This window comes from Prevotella sp. E13-27 (assembly GCF_023217965.1).
GTDB lineage: Bacteria > Bacteroidota > Bacteroidia > Bacteroidales > Bacteroidaceae > Prevotella.
Genome location: NZ_JALPSC010000002.1, coordinates 1,044,774 through 1,062,075, shown reverse-complemented (window position 1 = coordinate 1,062,075; position 17,302 = coordinate 1,044,774). Strand labels below are relative to the sequence as shown.

15 protein-coding genes are annotated in these 17,302 nt (G+C 45.7%); 5 read left to right on the top strand and 10 right to left on the bottom strand.

The features are described from left to right. Window positions 1-14: 14 nt before the first annotated feature. The 3 genes from prfA to M1L52_RS13585 form a co-directional block, all read right to left on the bottom strand. Complete coding sequence (gene prfA / locus M1L52_RS13595; RefSeq protein WP_248615576.1) at window positions 15-1,124, bottom strand: peptide chain release factor 1; 1,110 nt, start codon at window positions 1,122-1,124, stop codon at window positions 15-17. Between the two features lie 234 nt (window positions 1,125-1,358). After that, window positions 1,359-1,451, bottom strand: coding sequence for a smalltalk protein (locus tag M1L52_RS13590; RefSeq protein WP_248615575.1), 93 nt, complete (start codon window positions 1,449-1,451; stop codon window positions 1,359-1,361). A gap of 202 nt (window positions 1,452-1,653) precedes the next feature. Next, the gene (locus M1L52_RS13585; RefSeq protein WP_248615574.1) at window positions 1,654-2,151 is read right to left on the bottom strand and encodes a hypothetical protein; all 498 of its coding nucleotides are present in this window, start codon (window positions 2,149-2,151) and stop codon (window positions 1,654-1,656) included. A gap of 585 nt (window positions 2,152-2,736) precedes the next feature. Between M1L52_RS13585 and M1L52_RS13580 the strand changes: the two genes are divergently transcribed. Beyond that, window positions 2,737-2,895, top strand: coding sequence for a hypothetical protein (locus M1L52_RS13580; RefSeq protein WP_248615573.1), 159 nt, complete (start codon window positions 2,737-2,739; stop codon window positions 2,893-2,895). Further along, on the top strand, window positions 2,880-3,503 hold the full coding sequence (locus tag M1L52_RS13575) for a GNAT family N-acetyltransferase (protein ID WP_248615572.1): 624 nt from the start codon (window positions 2,880-2,882) through the stop codon (window positions 3,501-3,503). Before M1L52_RS13580 ends, M1L52_RS13575 begins: the two co-directional genes overlap by 16 nt. A 459-nt stretch (window positions 3,504-3,962) precedes the next feature. On the opposite strand, the gene M1L52_RS13570 is transcribed toward M1L52_RS13575, so the two are convergent. Further along, window positions 3,963-5,075 (bottom strand): IS110 family transposase, encoded by a 1,113-nt coding sequence (locus tag M1L52_RS13570; RefSeq protein WP_248614308.1) that lies wholly within the window; start codon window positions 5,073-5,075, stop codon window positions 3,963-3,965. Window positions 5,076-5,224: 149 nt separating this feature from the next. On the opposite strand from M1L52_RS13570, the gene M1L52_RS13565 reads away from it, so the two are divergent. Then, complete coding sequence (locus tag M1L52_RS13565; RefSeq protein ID WP_317231464.1) at window positions 5,225-6,385, top strand: IS4 family transposase; 1,161 nt, start codon at window positions 5,225-5,227, stop codon at window positions 6,383-6,385. Between the two features lie 629 nt (window positions 6,386-7,014). After that, window positions 7,015-7,686, top strand: coding sequence for a PspA/IM30 family protein (locus M1L52_RS13560; RefSeq protein WP_248615571.1), 672 nt, complete (start codon window positions 7,015-7,017; stop codon window positions 7,684-7,686). A gap of 416 nt (window positions 7,687-8,102) precedes the next feature. Here the strand turns inward: M1L52_RS13560 and secG are convergent, their stop codons facing one another. The 6 genes from secG to rlmN form a co-directional block, all read right to left on the bottom strand. Continuing rightward, a complete protein-coding gene (gene secG / locus M1L52_RS13555; RefSeq protein WP_248615570.1) occupies window positions 8,103-8,462 on the bottom strand; it encodes a preprotein translocase subunit SecG in 360 nt (119 codons plus the stop codon). A gap of 6 nt (window positions 8,463-8,468) precedes the next feature. Beyond that, window positions 8,469-9,260 (bottom strand): tetratricopeptide repeat protein, encoded by a 792-nt coding sequence (locus tag M1L52_RS13550; protein ID WP_248615569.1) that lies wholly within the window; start codon window positions 9,258-9,260, stop codon window positions 8,469-8,471. 45 nt (window positions 9,261-9,305) lie between these two features. Then, window positions 9,306-9,812: an LptE family protein gene (locus tag M1L52_RS13545; RefSeq protein ID WP_248615568.1), complete on the bottom strand. Its 507-nt coding sequence runs from the start codon at window positions 9,810-9,812 to the stop codon at window positions 9,306-9,308. A 22-nt stretch (window positions 9,813-9,834) separates the two neighbouring features. Further along, complete coding sequence (locus M1L52_RS13540; RefSeq protein WP_248615567.1) at window positions 9,835-11,073, bottom strand: sigma-54 interaction domain-containing protein; 1,239 nt, start codon at window positions 11,071-11,073, stop codon at window positions 9,835-9,837. A 64-nt stretch (window positions 11,074-11,137) separates the two neighbouring features. Continuing rightward, on the bottom strand, window positions 11,138-12,229 hold the full coding sequence (locus M1L52_RS13535; protein WP_248615566.1) for a PdxA family protein: 1,092 nt from the start codon (window positions 12,227-12,229) through the stop codon (window positions 11,138-11,140). 56 nt (window positions 12,230-12,285) lie between these two features. Then, window positions 12,286-13,335: a 23S rRNA (adenine(2503)-C(2))-methyltransferase RlmN gene (gene rlmN, locus M1L52_RS13530; protein ID WP_248615565.1), complete on the bottom strand. Its 1,050-nt coding sequence runs from the start codon at window positions 13,333-13,335 to the stop codon at window positions 12,286-12,288. Window positions 13,336-13,436: 101 nt separating this feature from the next. Here rlmN and M1L52_RS13525 point away from each other — a divergent pair, with 101 nt between their 5' ends. Continuing rightward, window positions 13,437-17,252, top strand: a complete 3,816-nt coding sequence (locus M1L52_RS13525; RefSeq protein ID WP_248615564.1) for a DUF4922 domain-containing protein — start codon at window positions 13,437-13,439, stop codon at window positions 17,250-17,252. Window positions 17,253-17,302: the final 50 nt, after the last annotated feature.

The following is a 17,302-nucleotide window of genomic DNA, read 5'->3' as shown; positions in this document are numbered from 1 at the left end:
TTAATTTGTTTTAATTAGAGTTCGCTCTCCTTCATACGTTCTGCATTCTCAGCCACTGTCAGCGCATCAATCATTGCCTGTATGTCGCCAGCGAGGAATCCCTGCAGGTCATGAGTCGTATAGCCTATGCGATGGTCCGTCACTCGTCCCTGTGGGAAGTTATATGTGCGAATCTTTGCAGAGCGGTCGCCAGTGCTCACGAGGGTCTTACGACGCGAAGCAATGTCATCAACATATTTCTGGTGCTCCTTGTCATAGATAAACGTGTACAGACGCGAGAGAGCACGCTCCTTGTTCTTTGGCTGGTCGCGGGTCTCAGTACACTCAATGAGAATCTCTTCCGTCTCGCCAGTGTTTGGGTTCTTCCACATGTAGCGCAGACGCACGCCAGACTCCACCTTGTTCACGTTCTGACCACCAGCACCCGATGAGCGGAATGTGTCCCACTTTATCTCACCTTCGTTGATGTGAACCTCGAACTTGTCAGCCTCTGGAAGCACGGCAACAGTTGCTGCCGATGTCTGCATGCGTCCGTTAGACTCTGTTACAGGCACACGCTGCACACGGTGTACACCTGACTCATATTTCAGCGTGCCATACACATCGGCTCCTGATACAGCGAAGTCAATCTCCTTGTATCCGCCAACGGCACCCTCGTTGAAGTCGGTTACTGATAGCTGCCAGCCCTTCGACTCGCAGTAGTTCTTGTACATCTTGAACAAGTCACCGGCAAACAGACAAGCCTCGTCGCCGCCTGTTCCTGCACGTATCTCCATCTGTACGTTTTTGCCGTCTTCTGGGTCTTTCGGAATGAGTGCTATCTTTATCTCCTCCTCCAGTTGTGGCTGTAGAGCCTCGTTTTCAGCCAGCTCCTCACGAGCTATCTCCTTCATCTCAGGATCATCCTCGTTAGCAAGAATGTCCTTTGCCTCTTTGATGCTGTTCAGACATGTGATATAACGACGGCGTGCATCCATGATGTCGCCCAGGTCTTTATATTCCTTTGTCAGCTTTACAAAGCGCTGCTGATCGGCTATCACAGAAGGGTCTGTAATCAATGTCGACACCTCCTCAAAGCGAGCCTCCAGTCCGTCAAGTTTCTGTAGTATGCTATTATTCTCCATATTCGCGTGCAAAGGTACGAATTTTCTTTCAATTTTTGTTCATTAATTGCAAAAATAAAATTATGACTTCAGATTCTGACTATAGACTTCAGACTTAGACTATAAACTTCAGGCTTAGACTACAGACTACAGATAATTTTTCTAATGCTCTTACTAATTTACTAATTCATCCCCCTCCCCTCGGGCGCTCGTCGCTTGCGACGCTTGGCTCGTCCAAGAATGGAAGGGGTGGGTCTACATGCAACTCTGCACTCCGAGGCTTGTTGCTATCGCGGTAAGTATCGCCGCGAGCGTCTGCAACACAAATTTCCACGTTTCTTTCTTCATAGCTTTTCTTTTTTAACAACGGATTTCACGGATTTCACGGATTTTTATTCTCGCGTTCTTCTTTTTTAACAACGGATTTCACGGATTTCACGGATTTTTTTCTCGCGTTCTTTTCTAACTCATCCCCCTCCCCTCGGGCGCTCGGCGCTTGCGACGCTTGGCTCGTCCAAGAATGGAAGGGGTGGGTTTTAGGTTTTAAGTTTTAAGGCTCCTCTTCCACTGCTCCTGGGTTCGGCGTGTCGTTGTTGTTGCCGCTTGCGCTTCCGTCGACCAGATATCCGCCCTCGAGACCGATTTTTGTGGTGAGCGTGTTGCTCTGGCGCATCACCCTTGCGGTGTAGATGCTGTTCTTGCTCTGGTCGGCGAGGAACTTCACGCCTATGCGAGTGATGTTCTTTGAGATGTCGAAGTCCTCGGAGCTGTCCGCACCTGTGGAGCTGGCGCCGAGGTAGAGTGTGCCAATGCCGTCGAGCTTCACCTTGTAGCCCTCTGCCAGCTGCTCTGCTATGCAGTGCATGAGCTTGCGGGTCACGCCCAGCACCACGTCGTCGGTATACACAGAGCCGTGCTTCATGATGTGGTTGGCCAGCTCATCGGTGCCCATTGTGCCGCGGTGGAGCACCTTGCCATACCACTTGCCGTAACACTTCGTCAGCTTCTCGTTTGTGTTCTGATACTTCTTAATTGTAATTGTTCCCATAGTTTTTAATAGTTTAAAGGTTTAAGTTGTTTAATGGTTTAAAGGTTTAAAGGTTTAAAAGTTTAAGTTGTTTAAGTAGTTTGAGTTCTCTCGTGAGCGTTCTTTCTGATTGCTGGCGGTGTTTTTTCTGTTCGCCGCGTGCGTTCTTTCTAAACGCTCTTGTGTGTCATTGTGATGCATCCTAAACACAGTACAAAGGTACGACATTTTTCTTGGGACACCTAATTTTGGTATAGCGTAACCTGTAAAAATCTGTTAAAGGGAGACGTAACTCGCGAATAGTGACAATGACATCATGACAACGTGACATTAAGGAATATCATGATACGCAAAACTATGGTTAGTAATAATATATAATATATATATTATATATTATTACTATATATTCTTTCTTTCAATTTATCACTCTTAACCCTACTACATGTTGAATATCCTTAATGTCACGATGTCATCTTGTCATCATGTCATTCAATCATATTCAGGGCTTGTGTACCTGTTCCATTGTTATTTAATTACCCTTTTATTTGGCTGTTCAGATTTTATTTGCTACTTTTGCAACGTGAAATAGAACATTAGTTTAAGACTATGGCAACAGCAATAAGAGCTATCCCGACTCTCTATGGCGAGACAGCAAGAACATTTGAAAGCGAGGCCACGCTCACGGAGCAAAACCCAGGCACAGAGGACTATCGCCATGAGGCACAGGTGGTTGCAGACTACCTGAAGACATGTACAGCCCTATGACCGTAGAGCAGCTTCTAAGCGAATGTGACCTCGTACGTCTCACAGAAGAAAAACTTGCCGATTGCAAGCCTTTCAGTTGTGGTGAAGGTGACCTTGATGAGTTATTTACCAAAGATTGCCTTGTCAATCAGCGAAAGCTGCTTGGCAAGACCTACTTATTCTGTCTAAAAAATCAGCCTGATACCATAGTCACCGCTTTTTCACTCTCTAACGACAGCATCCGTCTGACCAACCGCATTGCCGATGAATACAAGGAGCAGTTTCTTGATGATACAGACTTGCGCGACAAGACGTTGAAGCGTTTCCCAGCCGTACTCATCGGTCGTCTTGGTACGAACAAGGACTTTGCTGGTCATGGCTATGGAACGGCCATCATGGACTTTATTAAAGTGCTCTTCCGCACCAATAACCGCACGGGTTGCCGTTTCCTTATTGTCGATGCGTTGAACCGCCCAGATACGCTCCATTATTACGAGAAGAACGGCTTCCGTTATCTTATTGCTGACGAACGGCTGGAGGCAAAATACATGGGTATAGGTGTAGGTCACCTGCCGCTTAATACCCGTCTGATGTATTTCGATTTGCTTAAACTGAAAGTAAACTCATAATTATGACACAGGCGCAAGCGGTAATACTCAATCGTTCACAGGGACAGCCCCCGTAAGTCATTGATGAGCCCTTACAATCATGCGTTTTTCTCTAATGTTTTCTGCCTTTTGGATGACACCAGGGACAGATACTGTTTTAAAAACCAAACTTTTTGGATTAAAAGTGAGGCATTTTAACAATTCTTGTCTATTGATTGCATTTACACGCAGCATTCATGCCCTGTTTTCAATGTAAATTGCGACAGGGCTCTGCTGTGATGTGAGATTCAATGCTTAGTGAGTTCCATAACAACAATCAGTGTATAGCGTTTATCGTCTGCGGCGATTTTTTTTCTGATGTTTACGGGTGCTGCCGCACTGTTTCTCCTCAGCAGTGTGCTATGTTTTATGATTATTTCTTTGTTATTTAAAAGAATTTGATTAACTTTGCAGCCATCAAGGGAAGACAGCGTTCTGCGGCTATTCTTCAGCCAATGTCCCAACATCTATCCCGTGAGGCTGGCCTTCAGTGGTTTCAGCCTCTTTCTTTTGCTTATCACATGCAGTTTTGTTACGTGTCGGGTCATACTTCTCTCCACTTTTCCAAAGGCTGTATATGAGCAGTAGTAGCTTGCGCATGGTGGCTGTCACTCCAATCATTTTCGACTGTGTATTCCTGTCACATAGGCGCCCATAGAAATCTTTCATCTGAGGATTACACTGAGTGCTGACAATGGCAGGAAAATAGAGTGCCGTTCTGATGTGTACGTTTCCCTGCTTTGAGATGTGACGCTTAGGGTCTACAGGTCCCGACTGATGTGCAGGAACATCAAGCCCTGCATATCTTGTCAGTTGCTTGCGGTTAGTTATCAGCGCAAAGCCATTTGTCTCTGCAACCACTGTAGCTACAGTCATAAACCCTATGCCGTTGATGGTTGTGATACGGTCAATACGCTCTGACAGTCCGGGCTCCTGCTTGATCTTCTCGCGGATGGCCTTCTGATTACTGTCCAGCTGTTTGTCTATCTCGTTGATAAGTTTGTTATAGTGCTTGACGATGCTCTTCTCCGCTATCTCGCTGTGTGCGAGTGCCTCCAGATGGTTCCTCAACTGTGTCTTGACCTTGTTGATGTCGGCCACGAAACGCGTCATCTGTCGCAGTTCCCTATAGATAGGAGATGGCGGTGCCCAAGGTTTGAGGCGCTTGTCCAAACACCCAAGCATCCCAAGAGTATAGGCATCCATGTTATCGGTCTTTGTGAGGATACCCTCGTACTTTGCAAACTCACGGGCCTTGTTAGGCAACACAACGCAGACGTTCAGACTGAGTTTGTTCAGATGGGATGCCAGCTGCTCGTAATAGACACCAGTGGGTTCCATCACATAGCGCAGAGGGTAGCCCTTCAGAGCCTCTTTACGGCTCCATTTGACGAACTGGTTGAAACCAGTCTTGTCGTTGTTAAACACTACAGGGGCGGTAGAGCATCCCTGATCGAACTCATACATACACAGGCAGGCCGTGAACGTACCCTTTGCAATGTCGATTCCCACGCACTGCATAAACCACTTGCCAGGTTTGAAATTCGGTTTCATACGGTTTGAATTTTGAGTTCACTAGTGTCCGGTTAAATTTTTCCGAACGTTAATTAAATGTTTAAATTTCAATGAGATACAGCGATTTAAAAATTTTCCGATTTGATTTTTTATCTTTGTACTGTCTCATATATAAGATAGCACAGGATATGAATGCCGGAAATACTGTATTCTCGCAACTGATGTCTCTCATCCCTGACTACGAGCTCAGGAAATGTATTGACAGATATAGAGGGGATTTTCATGCAAGACGATTCACTTGCCGTGACCAGTTCCTTGTCATGAGTTATGCTCAGCTGACCAGCAGCGCAAGCCTTCGTAGCATAGAGGCTCAGTTGACTGCTTTCAACTCCAAGTTGTATCATGCCGGTCTGAAGGTGATGCCCAAGTCCACTCTCGCCGACATGAACGAGAAGAAGGACTGGCGTATCTATCAGGACTACGCAATGGTACTTGTCGAGAGGGCTAAAGTCCTGTATAAAGATGAATACTATCGGTTGGGAATTGACAATATGGTGTATGCCTTTGACAGCAGTACCATCAACCTGTGTCTGCATCTCTGTCCATGGGCGAAGTTCCATCATGACAAAGGTGCTTTCAAGATGCACACTTTGATTGATGTAAAGAACAACATACCCAACTTCATCATGCTTACTCCTGGCAATGTGCATGATACTCAGGCTATGGACAGCTTGCCTGTAGAAGCAGGGGCTTACTATCTGATGGATAAAGGCTATGTGGACTTTGACCGTCTGTTCCGTCTCTTCCAACAGCAGAAGGCTTACTTTGTAACCAGAGCAAAGGACAACATGAAATATTCCGTATTCGAGGCAAGAGAGGTTGACAGGCAGACTGGCGTCATCTCTGACGAGTCCATCAGTCTTACTGGTCTCTTTACAGCCAAGAAGTACCCTGATTTGTTGCGTCTGGTCGTCTATGAGGACTTTGCGCAGAACGTAGTGTATCGATTCCTGACGAATGACTTCACCCTTGAAGCAATTACCATTGCGGAACTGTACCGAGAGCGCTGGACTATCGAAACGTTCTTCAAATGGATCAAGCAGCACCTGCACATCAAGACGTTCTATGGGACGTCCCAAAACGCAGTCTTCACACAGATATGGATTGCCATCTGTGACTACCTGCTGCTTATTATTGCTCTGAAGATGTATCATATCGAACAAAATCTTTACATATTCTCTAATGTCATCGGCCAAGTTCTCTTTGAGAGGACTCCGCTGAATGAACTTTTTGACAAACCAATTATTAATCAAAATCCGGAAGATGACCGCCAACTTTCGCTTTGGTGAAATTTAACCGGACAGTAGTGTTTTGAGTTAATAATGTTGATGATTATAGCCTCAAATCCTCACCGCCTTTCCTCTTGTATATACTCTGAATCATCCTCTGCCATACATAAAGGATGTCCTCTGATACTTTGTCCTGGCTCCAAAGATCTGAAAACGAGGGTGGAAGCTTATCCTGTCCCACGATATAGTCTCTACTTATCTAGGTGAGTGTCTTCTCACCCTCAACGGCATAAATCTCTAGCAAAGCTACAAAACTTAAACCGTATTGCATCCATCTGCAAGAAATATTTCATGAAAATGGAACAATCTCTATAATCGGATGCAAAGGTAAGAGGTAAATGTACTGATTTTAATTCAGAGTCCAATCCCCTAATCCTCGTTGTATAGGCCTAATCTATTAGACTGGACTACTTCAATTGCATGAGGATATTGATGCCAAAATACCTTTTTTGAAATAAAAGTATTCAAAAAAACTATCCGTTTGGTCGTACTAAGCGGATTTTTTTGTATCTTTGCAGTATTGAAACCTAAAACAAGAACTAATATGAAGAAAAGAACTTTTACACTAATATTAACCGTCCTGGTGACGCAGGAACAGGTCCATTGACACCTCAAAATATATAACGATTATGAAATACGACTGGGAAGAAAGTAAAAGTAGGAATGCCAAGGCGTTCATCGTGTTTATAGGCGTGGTACTCGTGATTGTGTTACTTTGGGCTTCAGGCTTGATTCGATGGGAAGATTCACCGAAAGAGCGTGTCGACTTAGATGATGAAGTGATACATAGGGCAGATGGTGATATAGTGGTGCCTGCTGCTGAATGGAAAGCTCTTAAAGACGAGGTAGGACAGCTTCGTCAGGAATTGGAACAACTGAAATCGAAACGTAATGAGGCTGTGGCTGATAAGAAGCAGACTGTTGCGAAGGCAAATACAGCCACAACGCATCCTGATGCTTCCAAATCGTCGAAAGATTTTGATTCAAATGCGCTGACATTGGCAAACTATAACCATGATTGGGTGCAATCTGATGCTACGGTGGCATTGAAAAACAATACAGACTATGTTATCACTCAAGTTACTGGGCGTATGATTTACTACGATATGAGTGGTAATATGCTGGATTATCAAGATTTTACGAAAAATGTTATTATAGAGTCTGGCATGGTAAAGAGTTTTTCATTAAAAGGATATGGGCATGATGATAATTATGCATACTATAAAAGTAGAATCGTACCTGGTAGTCCGGACCGTAAGTATAAGGTTGAGTTTGAGCTAAAATCGTATAAAACAAAATAATCAATGATGAGGATTATAGCTGAAATTGTGGTTAGTCCTTTAGTGTGGAAGATTCCAATGGGCATAATGGCTATAGCATGCGTGATTGTTATAGCTTATTGGATATACATTGGTATAACTTTGAATATGGCAAGAAACAGGCATCGTGACCCATTGGGGTGGGTGCTACTTTCATTATTTGTTTCGCCTGTGCTGACATGGATAATTCTATTAATCGTTGGTGATAAAGATGATAATAAAAAACACGTCTCAGGGGAGTCTCCTAACATAAAATTCAGGTCAGTGTCTCGATCTAAATCGAGGCACTAGTCTCGCCTAACGTAGGATGGCGAGAAGTGAGAGGTAAGAGGGAAAACGAGAGGGTGCGCTCAAATTCTTGAACGCACCCTCGTTTATTAAACCTTTTCTCGTTAGCTTTAGTTTTCAGGAGTCTCTGTTGCTGGAGCAGCAGGAGCCTCAGTGGGCTGTGTCTGACTGGCATTGAAACCAGGAAGGTTGCTTGAGTTGGTTGCAGGAAGCTCAATTCCCTCGATGACTGAACCTTCGCTTGCACCCTTAGGAGCAACGTAAGCGCAGAGAACGCTGATGACTACCATGAAAGCAGCGAGGAAGAATGTTGCCTTCTCAATGAACTCAGTGGTCTTGCGAACACCGCCAATCTGATTGTAAGAGGCGTAGTTTGATGCCAAACCGCCACCCTTAGACTCTTGCATCAGCACGATGATGATCATGCAGATTGATGCCAAAACGATAAGAGCTACTAAAATTGTGTACATGTCTTTTTATTGCTTTTTTTTGTTGTTATTTATAATCAATTTTTCTAAGAATCGAATTTGGTCTGCAAAGTAAGCATTTTTTTTTGGATATTGCAAACTTAATCGGCTAATAATTTCTAAAGCCTTAGAATATCTGCCCTGTTTTATGTAAATTCGGGCTAAAGTCTCAGTGAAAAAGCTGTCTTCTGACTGATTTGAGTCTTTTTCTGCATCGTCATGCTCATCTTCCTCGATAGGTGGCATGGATGGTGTGTCACTAAGGGAGATGCGACCTTTCTCTGTGTCGATGAAGTTGTCTATCAGGTCGTGACCTAACAGCTGAGGGGTATTCTCTTTCTTGTCTTCTTCTGATTCGTCCTGAGTCTCAAGCAGGTAGGCGACATAGTCAACAGCTGCATCGGCTGGGGTGGGGCGACGCTTCTTCGTTTTGCTCGCCTTCTTCTCTTCCTCCTCTTCATCCTTTGGTATGGATTCAAGGAATGTGTCGATAAGTGATATGGTGCGGCTGCTGTTTGTCTCGTTATCGCTCTTTGGCTTGGGACGATTGTCGCTTTGTTCCTGACGAAGCTTGTAGTGGCTTGCCTCAATCATCTGAAACAAGACGTCGCGATTGGTAATATATATGGCAGCGCGACGTAGCTCTTGGTCAAACGACTGGTCGTGAAGGATGAACAGGTTTTGAAGCATCAGCAGACGCGCCGTCTGGAAAGTGGGGTACAGCGCTACCAATGACCGCAACTCGTATAGCGTGTCGCGATCCATGTAGTCAGGATGTTTAATTAGCTCTGTCAGTTCCACTTTCTTATGTCAAGAATATTAGCTGATGATCAATTTCGTTTCTTTTTACCAGTTTGCTACGGTGGCATTGAATATCTGGTCGCAGATTTCTTTTACCATCTGGGTCACGAGCTCTTCCTGAACAGAGTTGAGTGACATCGTGGTCTCGTAGGATGCTGAGGCAGTGAACTGTCGTTCAAAGTCTTCGTTGTGGTTCACATTGTTTGTGAAGCGCACGTTGACTGTCATAGACAGTTCTGTCTGTGCTGAGTAGCCTTCGGATGATACCGACTTGTTGCGCTGTTCGTAGCGTGTTATCTCGCCGTCTATCTTAAGGTCACCATTTCGCTTCACTTGAATGAGTTTGGTGTGGTTGGCATACTGGTCTTTCAACTGGTTGTTGAAGATGTTTGCCATGGGGCCCCACACATAGGCTGAACGAATGGGGAAGTCGTTGATCTGAATTGTCTTCGTCTTCGTATAGTCTATGCTCGCTCCGTTGAACTTATAGCTCACTGAGCAGGCGTTCAACAATAGGAGAAGGGCAAGTGTTATGATGATCCTAAATTTCATAGTGATAATAAATGCTTAGCTTTTACACTATCCCATACTGTTTAAGCCATCGGTAGAGGGTGCGGTCGCTGATGCCAAGTTCCTGTGCAGCTTTCTTGCGTACACCGTTGTTTCGCTCGAGGGCTTTCTCCAGCATCTGTCGGCTCAGCTCGTTCAGATTAAGGTTCTCCTGCTCTGGAGCAGATTCGAAGAATTCCTCTGCCTCGGCATCTTCCATAGTGGGCTGTACAGTCTGAATGGTCTGCAGATGTGCAGGCATTGATGTTGCTACAGGGTGGGAGGTAGTAGAGCTGATGATGGTCTGAGGCTTATGCTGGACATCGTCGAGCTGCTTCTTGAGAAGACTCATCTCGCGTCGCATGTCGTTGACATTGCCACGAAGTTCAAAGAGAATCTTGTAGAGTATCTCGCGTTCGTTCTCAAACGAGTGGTCACCACCATTGTTAACCACAGTTAGCTGAGTGCTCTCACGGTCTTGGGGTATAAACTTTGCTAAGATCTCTGGCGTTATAATGCGCTCAGTACTGAGCACAGATATCTGCTGGGTGATGTTCTTCAGCTGACGTACATTGCCTGGCCACTTATAGCGCATAAGCATCTGCTTTGCCTCATCGGTCAGCTGTATGCGATCCATCTTGTATTTCTCTGCCATCTGCATGGCAAAGAGACGGAAGAGCAGCACTATGTCTTCGCCTCGCTCGCGAAGAGGGGGCATCTGAACAGGTACTTCATTCAGACGGAAGTAGAGGTCTTCGCGAAAACGTCCCTCGCTTATGGCTTTCTGTATGTTTACGTTAGTTGCTGCCACTATGCGCACATCGGTCTTCCTAACCTCTGTAGCTCCTACAGGAATATACTCGCCATTTTCAAGTACGCGTAGCAGGCGTGCCTGAGTGGCGAGTGGCAGTTCACCCACCTCGTCAAGGAAGAGTGTACCCTTGTTAGCTACGCCGAAATAGCCAGGAGAGTCGTTTATGGCACCTGTGAAGGAGCCTTTCACATGGCCGAACAGCTCAGAGTCGATAGTGCCCTCTGGAATGGAACCGCAGTTGATGGCAAAGTACTTCTCGCGACGTCGTGGAGAGTTGTCGTGGATGACACGTGGAATGATTTCTTTTCCTACTCCGCTTTCGCCGATGATGAGCACACTAAGGTCGGTCGGCGCTACTTGTAAGGCAACATCGATTACATGGTTCAAGGCATCGCAGTTGCCCACGATGTTGTACCGCTGTTTAGTGGCTTGTAAATCCGAATTCTTCATTCAGCTGGCAAAATTACGCATTTTTTTTGAATAATATGCTTTTATGTCAGTAAAAAAGTGATTCCTACTGCTGATTATTGGTTGAGGAACGGAATCTTACTTTCTCGCTATCGTCACGTTTCTCGTGATAGAGTTTAGGCAGCGGATTGGCAAGTGGCTCGTCGTAATTAGCCCGATTGTTGAAAACGTCGATAGCCATATAGATGGCGTGGCGCAGCGAGTCGGGAGATACGATTCCCTTACCAGCTTCCTGGAACTGGGTGCCTACTGCTGGCGCTGTTCTTACTATGGGCAGTCCGCTTGTCAGTCTGACACCGTCTTCTGGGGTGAGCGTCTTAAATGGAGCCATGCCCTGATCGTGGTACATTGCCATAACGCCGTCAAAACGATAGTAGTCACCACGTCCAAAGAATACGTCGGTGGCGTAGGGACCATAAGCATTGATACCCATTGACACCAGTTCATCAATAGCAGGCTTGATTATCTCTTTCTCTTCATCGCCCAGGGCACCGTCTTCACCACAGCGTGGGTTGAGTGACATCACGGCGATGCGTGGGCTCGATACGCGAAGGTCACGTCGAAGAGCCTCGAAGAAGAGCTTTCCTTTCTCAACAATCTTCTGTTTGGTTATTGACTCGGAAATGTCCTTTACTGCCAGGTTGTTTGTTACCAGAGCTACGCGGAGACTCTCGTTTATGAGAATGCTGATGCTCTTTGAATCGGTATTGAGGCTACGCTCGATATAGTCGGAGTGTCCCTGAAAACTATTTATGGTGCTGCGATTTACAGGCGAGGTAACTAATACGTCGTATAGCTTCTGCTTGTAGTCATCGAAAGCACGAGTAAAAGAGCGCAGGGCAGCTTTTGCCGATGCCTCTGTAGGTGTGCCGAAAGAAACCTCTACCTCTTCATTGTTGAAGCATTCTACAAGGTTTATGCGGTCTTCGCGTGCCAGACGTGCATCGTTGATAACATTGAACTTTACTTCAGAGTGTATGGCGCGAAGATGCTGTTCAGCAATGTGTGAAGAACCATATATAATAGGTGTGCATATTTCAAGCATTGTGGGGTCTTCGAAAGCCTTGATTATCATTTCATAGCCCACACCGTTGGTGTCACCGTGGGTTATGGCTACTTTCAGTCTATTTTCAATCATAGTTTTAAATATTGTTTTTCGTTATATAGCTAATATGTTTTTCCCTTTTGTCATGATTACGCCGCTCCGTTCTTCTTTGCTGTTGAGAGCAGTCCGCATGCAGCGAATATGTCCTGTCCGCGACTTGCGCGTATGGTAGTAAACACACCGTGGGATGTGAGATAGTCGCGAAGTGCTTCCATGCGCTTCTCGTCGGAACCAGGAAGGTCAACGCTTGGTATCTGGTGGAAACGTATGAGGTTTACACGACATTCCAGTCCGCTGAGTAGTTCGACAATCTTGCGTCCGTGCTCCAAAGTGTCATTGAGACCGGCAAAGCAGATATACTCGAATGAGCATCGGCGTTGATGGGTGAAGTCATACTTCTTAAGCAGATTCACAACCTCACTGATTGCCATGCCTCGTTCTGCTGGCATGAGCATGGCACGCTGTTCGTGAATAGGCGAGTGCATGGATATTGCTATGTGGCACTGGCTTTCATCGAGGAAACGGCGCAGCTTGTTGGGTACTCCTACAGAGCTTACTGTGATGCGTTTGGGACTCCACGCATAGCCATCAGGGGCTGTGAGTATGGAGGTGGCTTTAAGGACATTGTCAAGATTGTCCATCGGTTCTCCCTGACCCATGAAAACGACGTTTGTAAGACTATCGCGTTCAGGAAGGGAGTATATTTGATTCAATATATCGGAGACAGACAGGTTGCCCTCAAAGCCCTGCTTGCCTGTCTGACAAAACAGACAGTTCATCTTGCATCCCACCTGGCTCGATACACAAAGTGTGGCACGTTCTCCATCAGGGATGAATACGGTTTCTACAAACTTATTGTTGGATTCTGATTGTTGGCCAACAGGAAAGAGGTATTTAATGGTTCCGTCGATACTCTTCTGACAATCAATGGGTTGCGCTGCTCCTACAATGAATTGCTCTGAAAGCTTTTGCTGGTTGGCTTTTGACAAATTAGTCATTTCGCTAATGCTTGTCACATGCTTATCGTATAGCCATTTCGCAATCTGGCCGCCAGTAAAAGCTGGCATGCCAAGAGACTTGGCTATGTCTTTCAGCTCAGCTGACGACAAACCCATAAGTACGCGTTTATTGTTGTTCATGCTTGCAAAGTTAAGCGTTTTTTTTCAAATAGCCAACAAAATGTCATGTTGTTTGTCGTATCTAAATTATTTTTTGTAAATTTGCAGAAAAATTGTGAACAATGACAAAAACTGTAGATATTTTTATTCCTTGTGAAGATATTGATGTAGCGCAAAGCGTTGTGGAGCAATTCCTGCCAAGTACTCAGCTGCGTGGCGTCTTTTTGTTGACCAACGATGAGAATGTGGCGACAAAGTGGCAGAAGGTGGCTGTTGACGGGCGCTTGCTGTCAAGTGCTACAATGGTTAATATAGCCAGTGCTGCTCAGTCAGACTATGTGCTACTGCTCACAAAGCCTACACAGATGGTTCTGGGTGAGGGTGCTCTGGAGCGTATGGTAAGAGCAGCTTCAGATACTCACGCTATGATGGTATATGCAGACCACTATGAACAAAAGGTGATTGATGGAAAGACTGTCGTGGAGAAACATCCTGCAATAGACTACCAGATGGGTAGTATTCGTGATGACTTTGACTTCGGCTCTTTACTGCTTATCAGGACATCGGCAATGAAGAAGTGGGCAACAAATGCACGTGAGCTGCAATTGCAATATGCCGGTCTCTACGACCTGCGTCTTTTCCTCAGCCGTGAGGGAACACTTCTGCATCTCAAGGAGATGTTATACACTGAAGAGGAACTCGACACACGCCTGAGTGGTGTGAAGCAGTTTGACTATGTTAATCCCTCAAACCGCGATGTTCAGATAGAGATGGAAAATGTGGCTACGTTACATCTTAAAGCCATCAACGCAATGGTTGACACATCTTCTTACAGGAATGTGGATTTTGACGAACAGGAGTTTGATGTAGAGGCTTCTGTCATCATACCAGTATATAATCGCGAGAAAACCATTTGTGATGCTGTTGAGAGCGCTCTGTCTCAGAAGACACAGTTCAAGTATAATGTCATAGTTGTGGACAACCACTCAACAGACAAGACAGGTGCTCTTCTTGATGAAGTGCAGGCTAAAGCTAATGCTGATGGCGTGGAGCATCTCGTGGTATTACGTCCGACACGTAGCGACCTGGGAATAGGCGGCTGTTGGAACATGGCAGTCAATGATAGTCGTTGCGGACGATTTGCTGTGCAGCTTGACTCTGACGACTTGTACTCATCGGAGCGGACATTACAGCACATCGTTGATGCTTTCTACAAACAGCAGGCTGCAATGGTGATAGGCTCTTATCGCATGTGTGACTTTGAACTGAACACTCTGCCACCAGGACTTATTGCTCATAAAGAGTGGACTGAAGAGAATGGACCTAACAACGCATTGAGGATTAATGGGTTAGGAGCACCAAGAGCATTCTATACTCCTTTGCTAAGGCAGGTGCAGTTGCCAAACACATCGTATGGTGAAGACTATGCGATGGGGCTTTATTTCTCGCGCAGATATCGCATAGGACGCATCTATGACGAGCTCTATCTCTGTCGCCGTTGGGGTGGTAATAGCGATGCTGCGTTGAGCATAGACCGCATAAACGCTAACAACTCATATAAAGACCAGTTGCGTACGATTGAGATAACAGCGCGTCAACGACAGAATGCCAAACGTGCGCAACTGAGCGATGATGATGTAGATGTGGAGCGAGTGGACATTCACAACGGAATGGGAATGCTGAGCCGCTTCTTTACAAGACAGTTGCGAGTGTGGGACGATGCACGAAACAGATACAGGGATTTGTCGCAAACGAAGACCCGTGAGCTGAGTGTTGACGAGATGCCGTTAATGGTGCAGTTCAACCCATCACGCATAGTATCTACAGGCGCATCAATAACAAAGGAATCGATAGCAAAACGTGAGTGCTTCCTCTGTAGGAAGGCACGTCCTGAAGTACAGATGAGGAAGGTGATATTTGGACGTTATGAGCTACTGCTCAATCCGTTCCCCATTCTTCCCATGCACTTCACTATACCGATGTTGCAGCACCAGCCTCAGGCAATAATGCCTATGTATGGCGATATGATAAAGATGCTGGCCAACTATCCTGATATGACCATTTTCTATAATGGTCCAAGATGTGGTGCATCGGCTCCTGATCATGCTCATCTTCAGGCAATACAGACAGGCTTGCTTCCACTACAGAAAGAATGGCAAAGACTGAGCAGGAATCTTACCGTACTGTCGCGCCTTGGTGATGATGCCATCATTGCAACAATAGATGACTACCCCTGTAATGCTCTTGTCATAAAGAGCCGATCGGAACATGCATCACAGAGACTTTTTGCTGCTCTTTATGAACAGATGTATATTGTTGACGGCGATTCTGAACCAATGATGAATATTATCAGTTGGCGACAGAGTGAAGGCGCTGTGAACGACTCACATCTGCGACAGGACTGGATATCCGTAGTCTTCCCAAGAGAGAAGCATCGTCCTGATTGCTACTATAAAGAAGACAGCAGTCAGATGCTCATAAGTCCAGGTGCACTGGATATGGCTGGACTGATAATTACTCCCCGTCAGAATGATTTTGAAAGCATTGATGCTTCAACAGCTGTTGGAATACTCAGGGAGTGTGCCATCTCTGACAAAGGCTTCAAGGCTCTTGCTGAAAAGGTTAAGCATATCACATTTGACATCCGTCAGACCATTAACGATAAGAAAGAGCCTACGGTAACCGTGGGAATAGTAAGCGGACAGAAGATACGATTCGCACTTAACACACCGTATGTGGCAAAGGGCGAGGTCATCGTTGGCGAACAGATTGTAGAACTGTCTGAAGGTGGAATAATGTGGCACGGTCAGCAATACCGCGAACTTCTTTTCACACCTCAGCCTAACGATTCTGGTAATAAGAAAGAGGTAAACAGTAGTTATGGCCAGAAGCGTAACATTGCTTCTTTCTCACTCTATGACGTTACAATTGGTGTGAACTTCCATTGGGAACGACAGGAGACACAGGTGTTCAGAGGTGCATTGCGACTTGTGGTTGATGCAGACCGAATAGTTGCAATAAACGAGTTGCCTGTTGAACAGTATCTGGAGAGTGTGATATCGAGTGAGATGAGTGCCACTTCATCTCCAGAGCTGCTGAAGGCTCATGCCGTCATTTCGCGTTCATGGTTGCTCTCTCAGAAAGAGAACAGGAAGAGTGATGGTGACAAACGTGGAAACAACTTCTTCTCGTTTGTGCGCAAGGACGATGAGTTTATAAGATGGTATGATCGCGAAGACCACACACTCTTCGACGTTTGCGCTGATGACCATTGTCAGCGTTATCAAGGCATAACTCGCGCAACGAACTCATCTGTTGCTGAGGCAATAAAGGCAACAAGAGGACAAGTGCTGATGTATGGCGAAGAGCTATGCGACGCTCGTTTTTCAAAATGCTGCGGAGGAAAGACAGAAGAGTTCCAGTATTGTTGGGAGGATACTCCGAAGCCTTATCTCTTGTCAGTTAACGACCCGTTCTGCAACACTAATGACGCTAAGGTCTTGCGCGAGGTTCTCAATGACTATGATCAGGAAACACCAGATTTCTATCGTTGGACAGTGGAATATACAAGCAAGGAACTTACTGAGCTCATTAAGAATAAGCTGAAGATGGATCTTGGCGAGATAACCGACCTTGTGCCATTAGAGCGAGGAAAGAGCGGACGTATCTGGAAACTTCAGATAGTAGGCTCAGAGCGTAGCTTCACCATAGGTAAGGAACTTGAGATACGTCGTGCACTGAGCGAGAGTCATCTCTACAGTTCTGCCTTTGACGTGGAGAAACAAGGCGATCGCTTCATATTACATGGTAAAGGGTGGGGACACGGCGTCGGACTATGCCAGATAGGTGCTGCTGTTATGGGCGAACTGGGCTACAGCTACGACGAGATACTCCTTTACTACTATCGTGGTGCAGAAATTAAGCGCCTGTATAAATAGTTTTGGTTTGCCAAGCATAATTCAATGACACAATTATTCTCTAATAAATA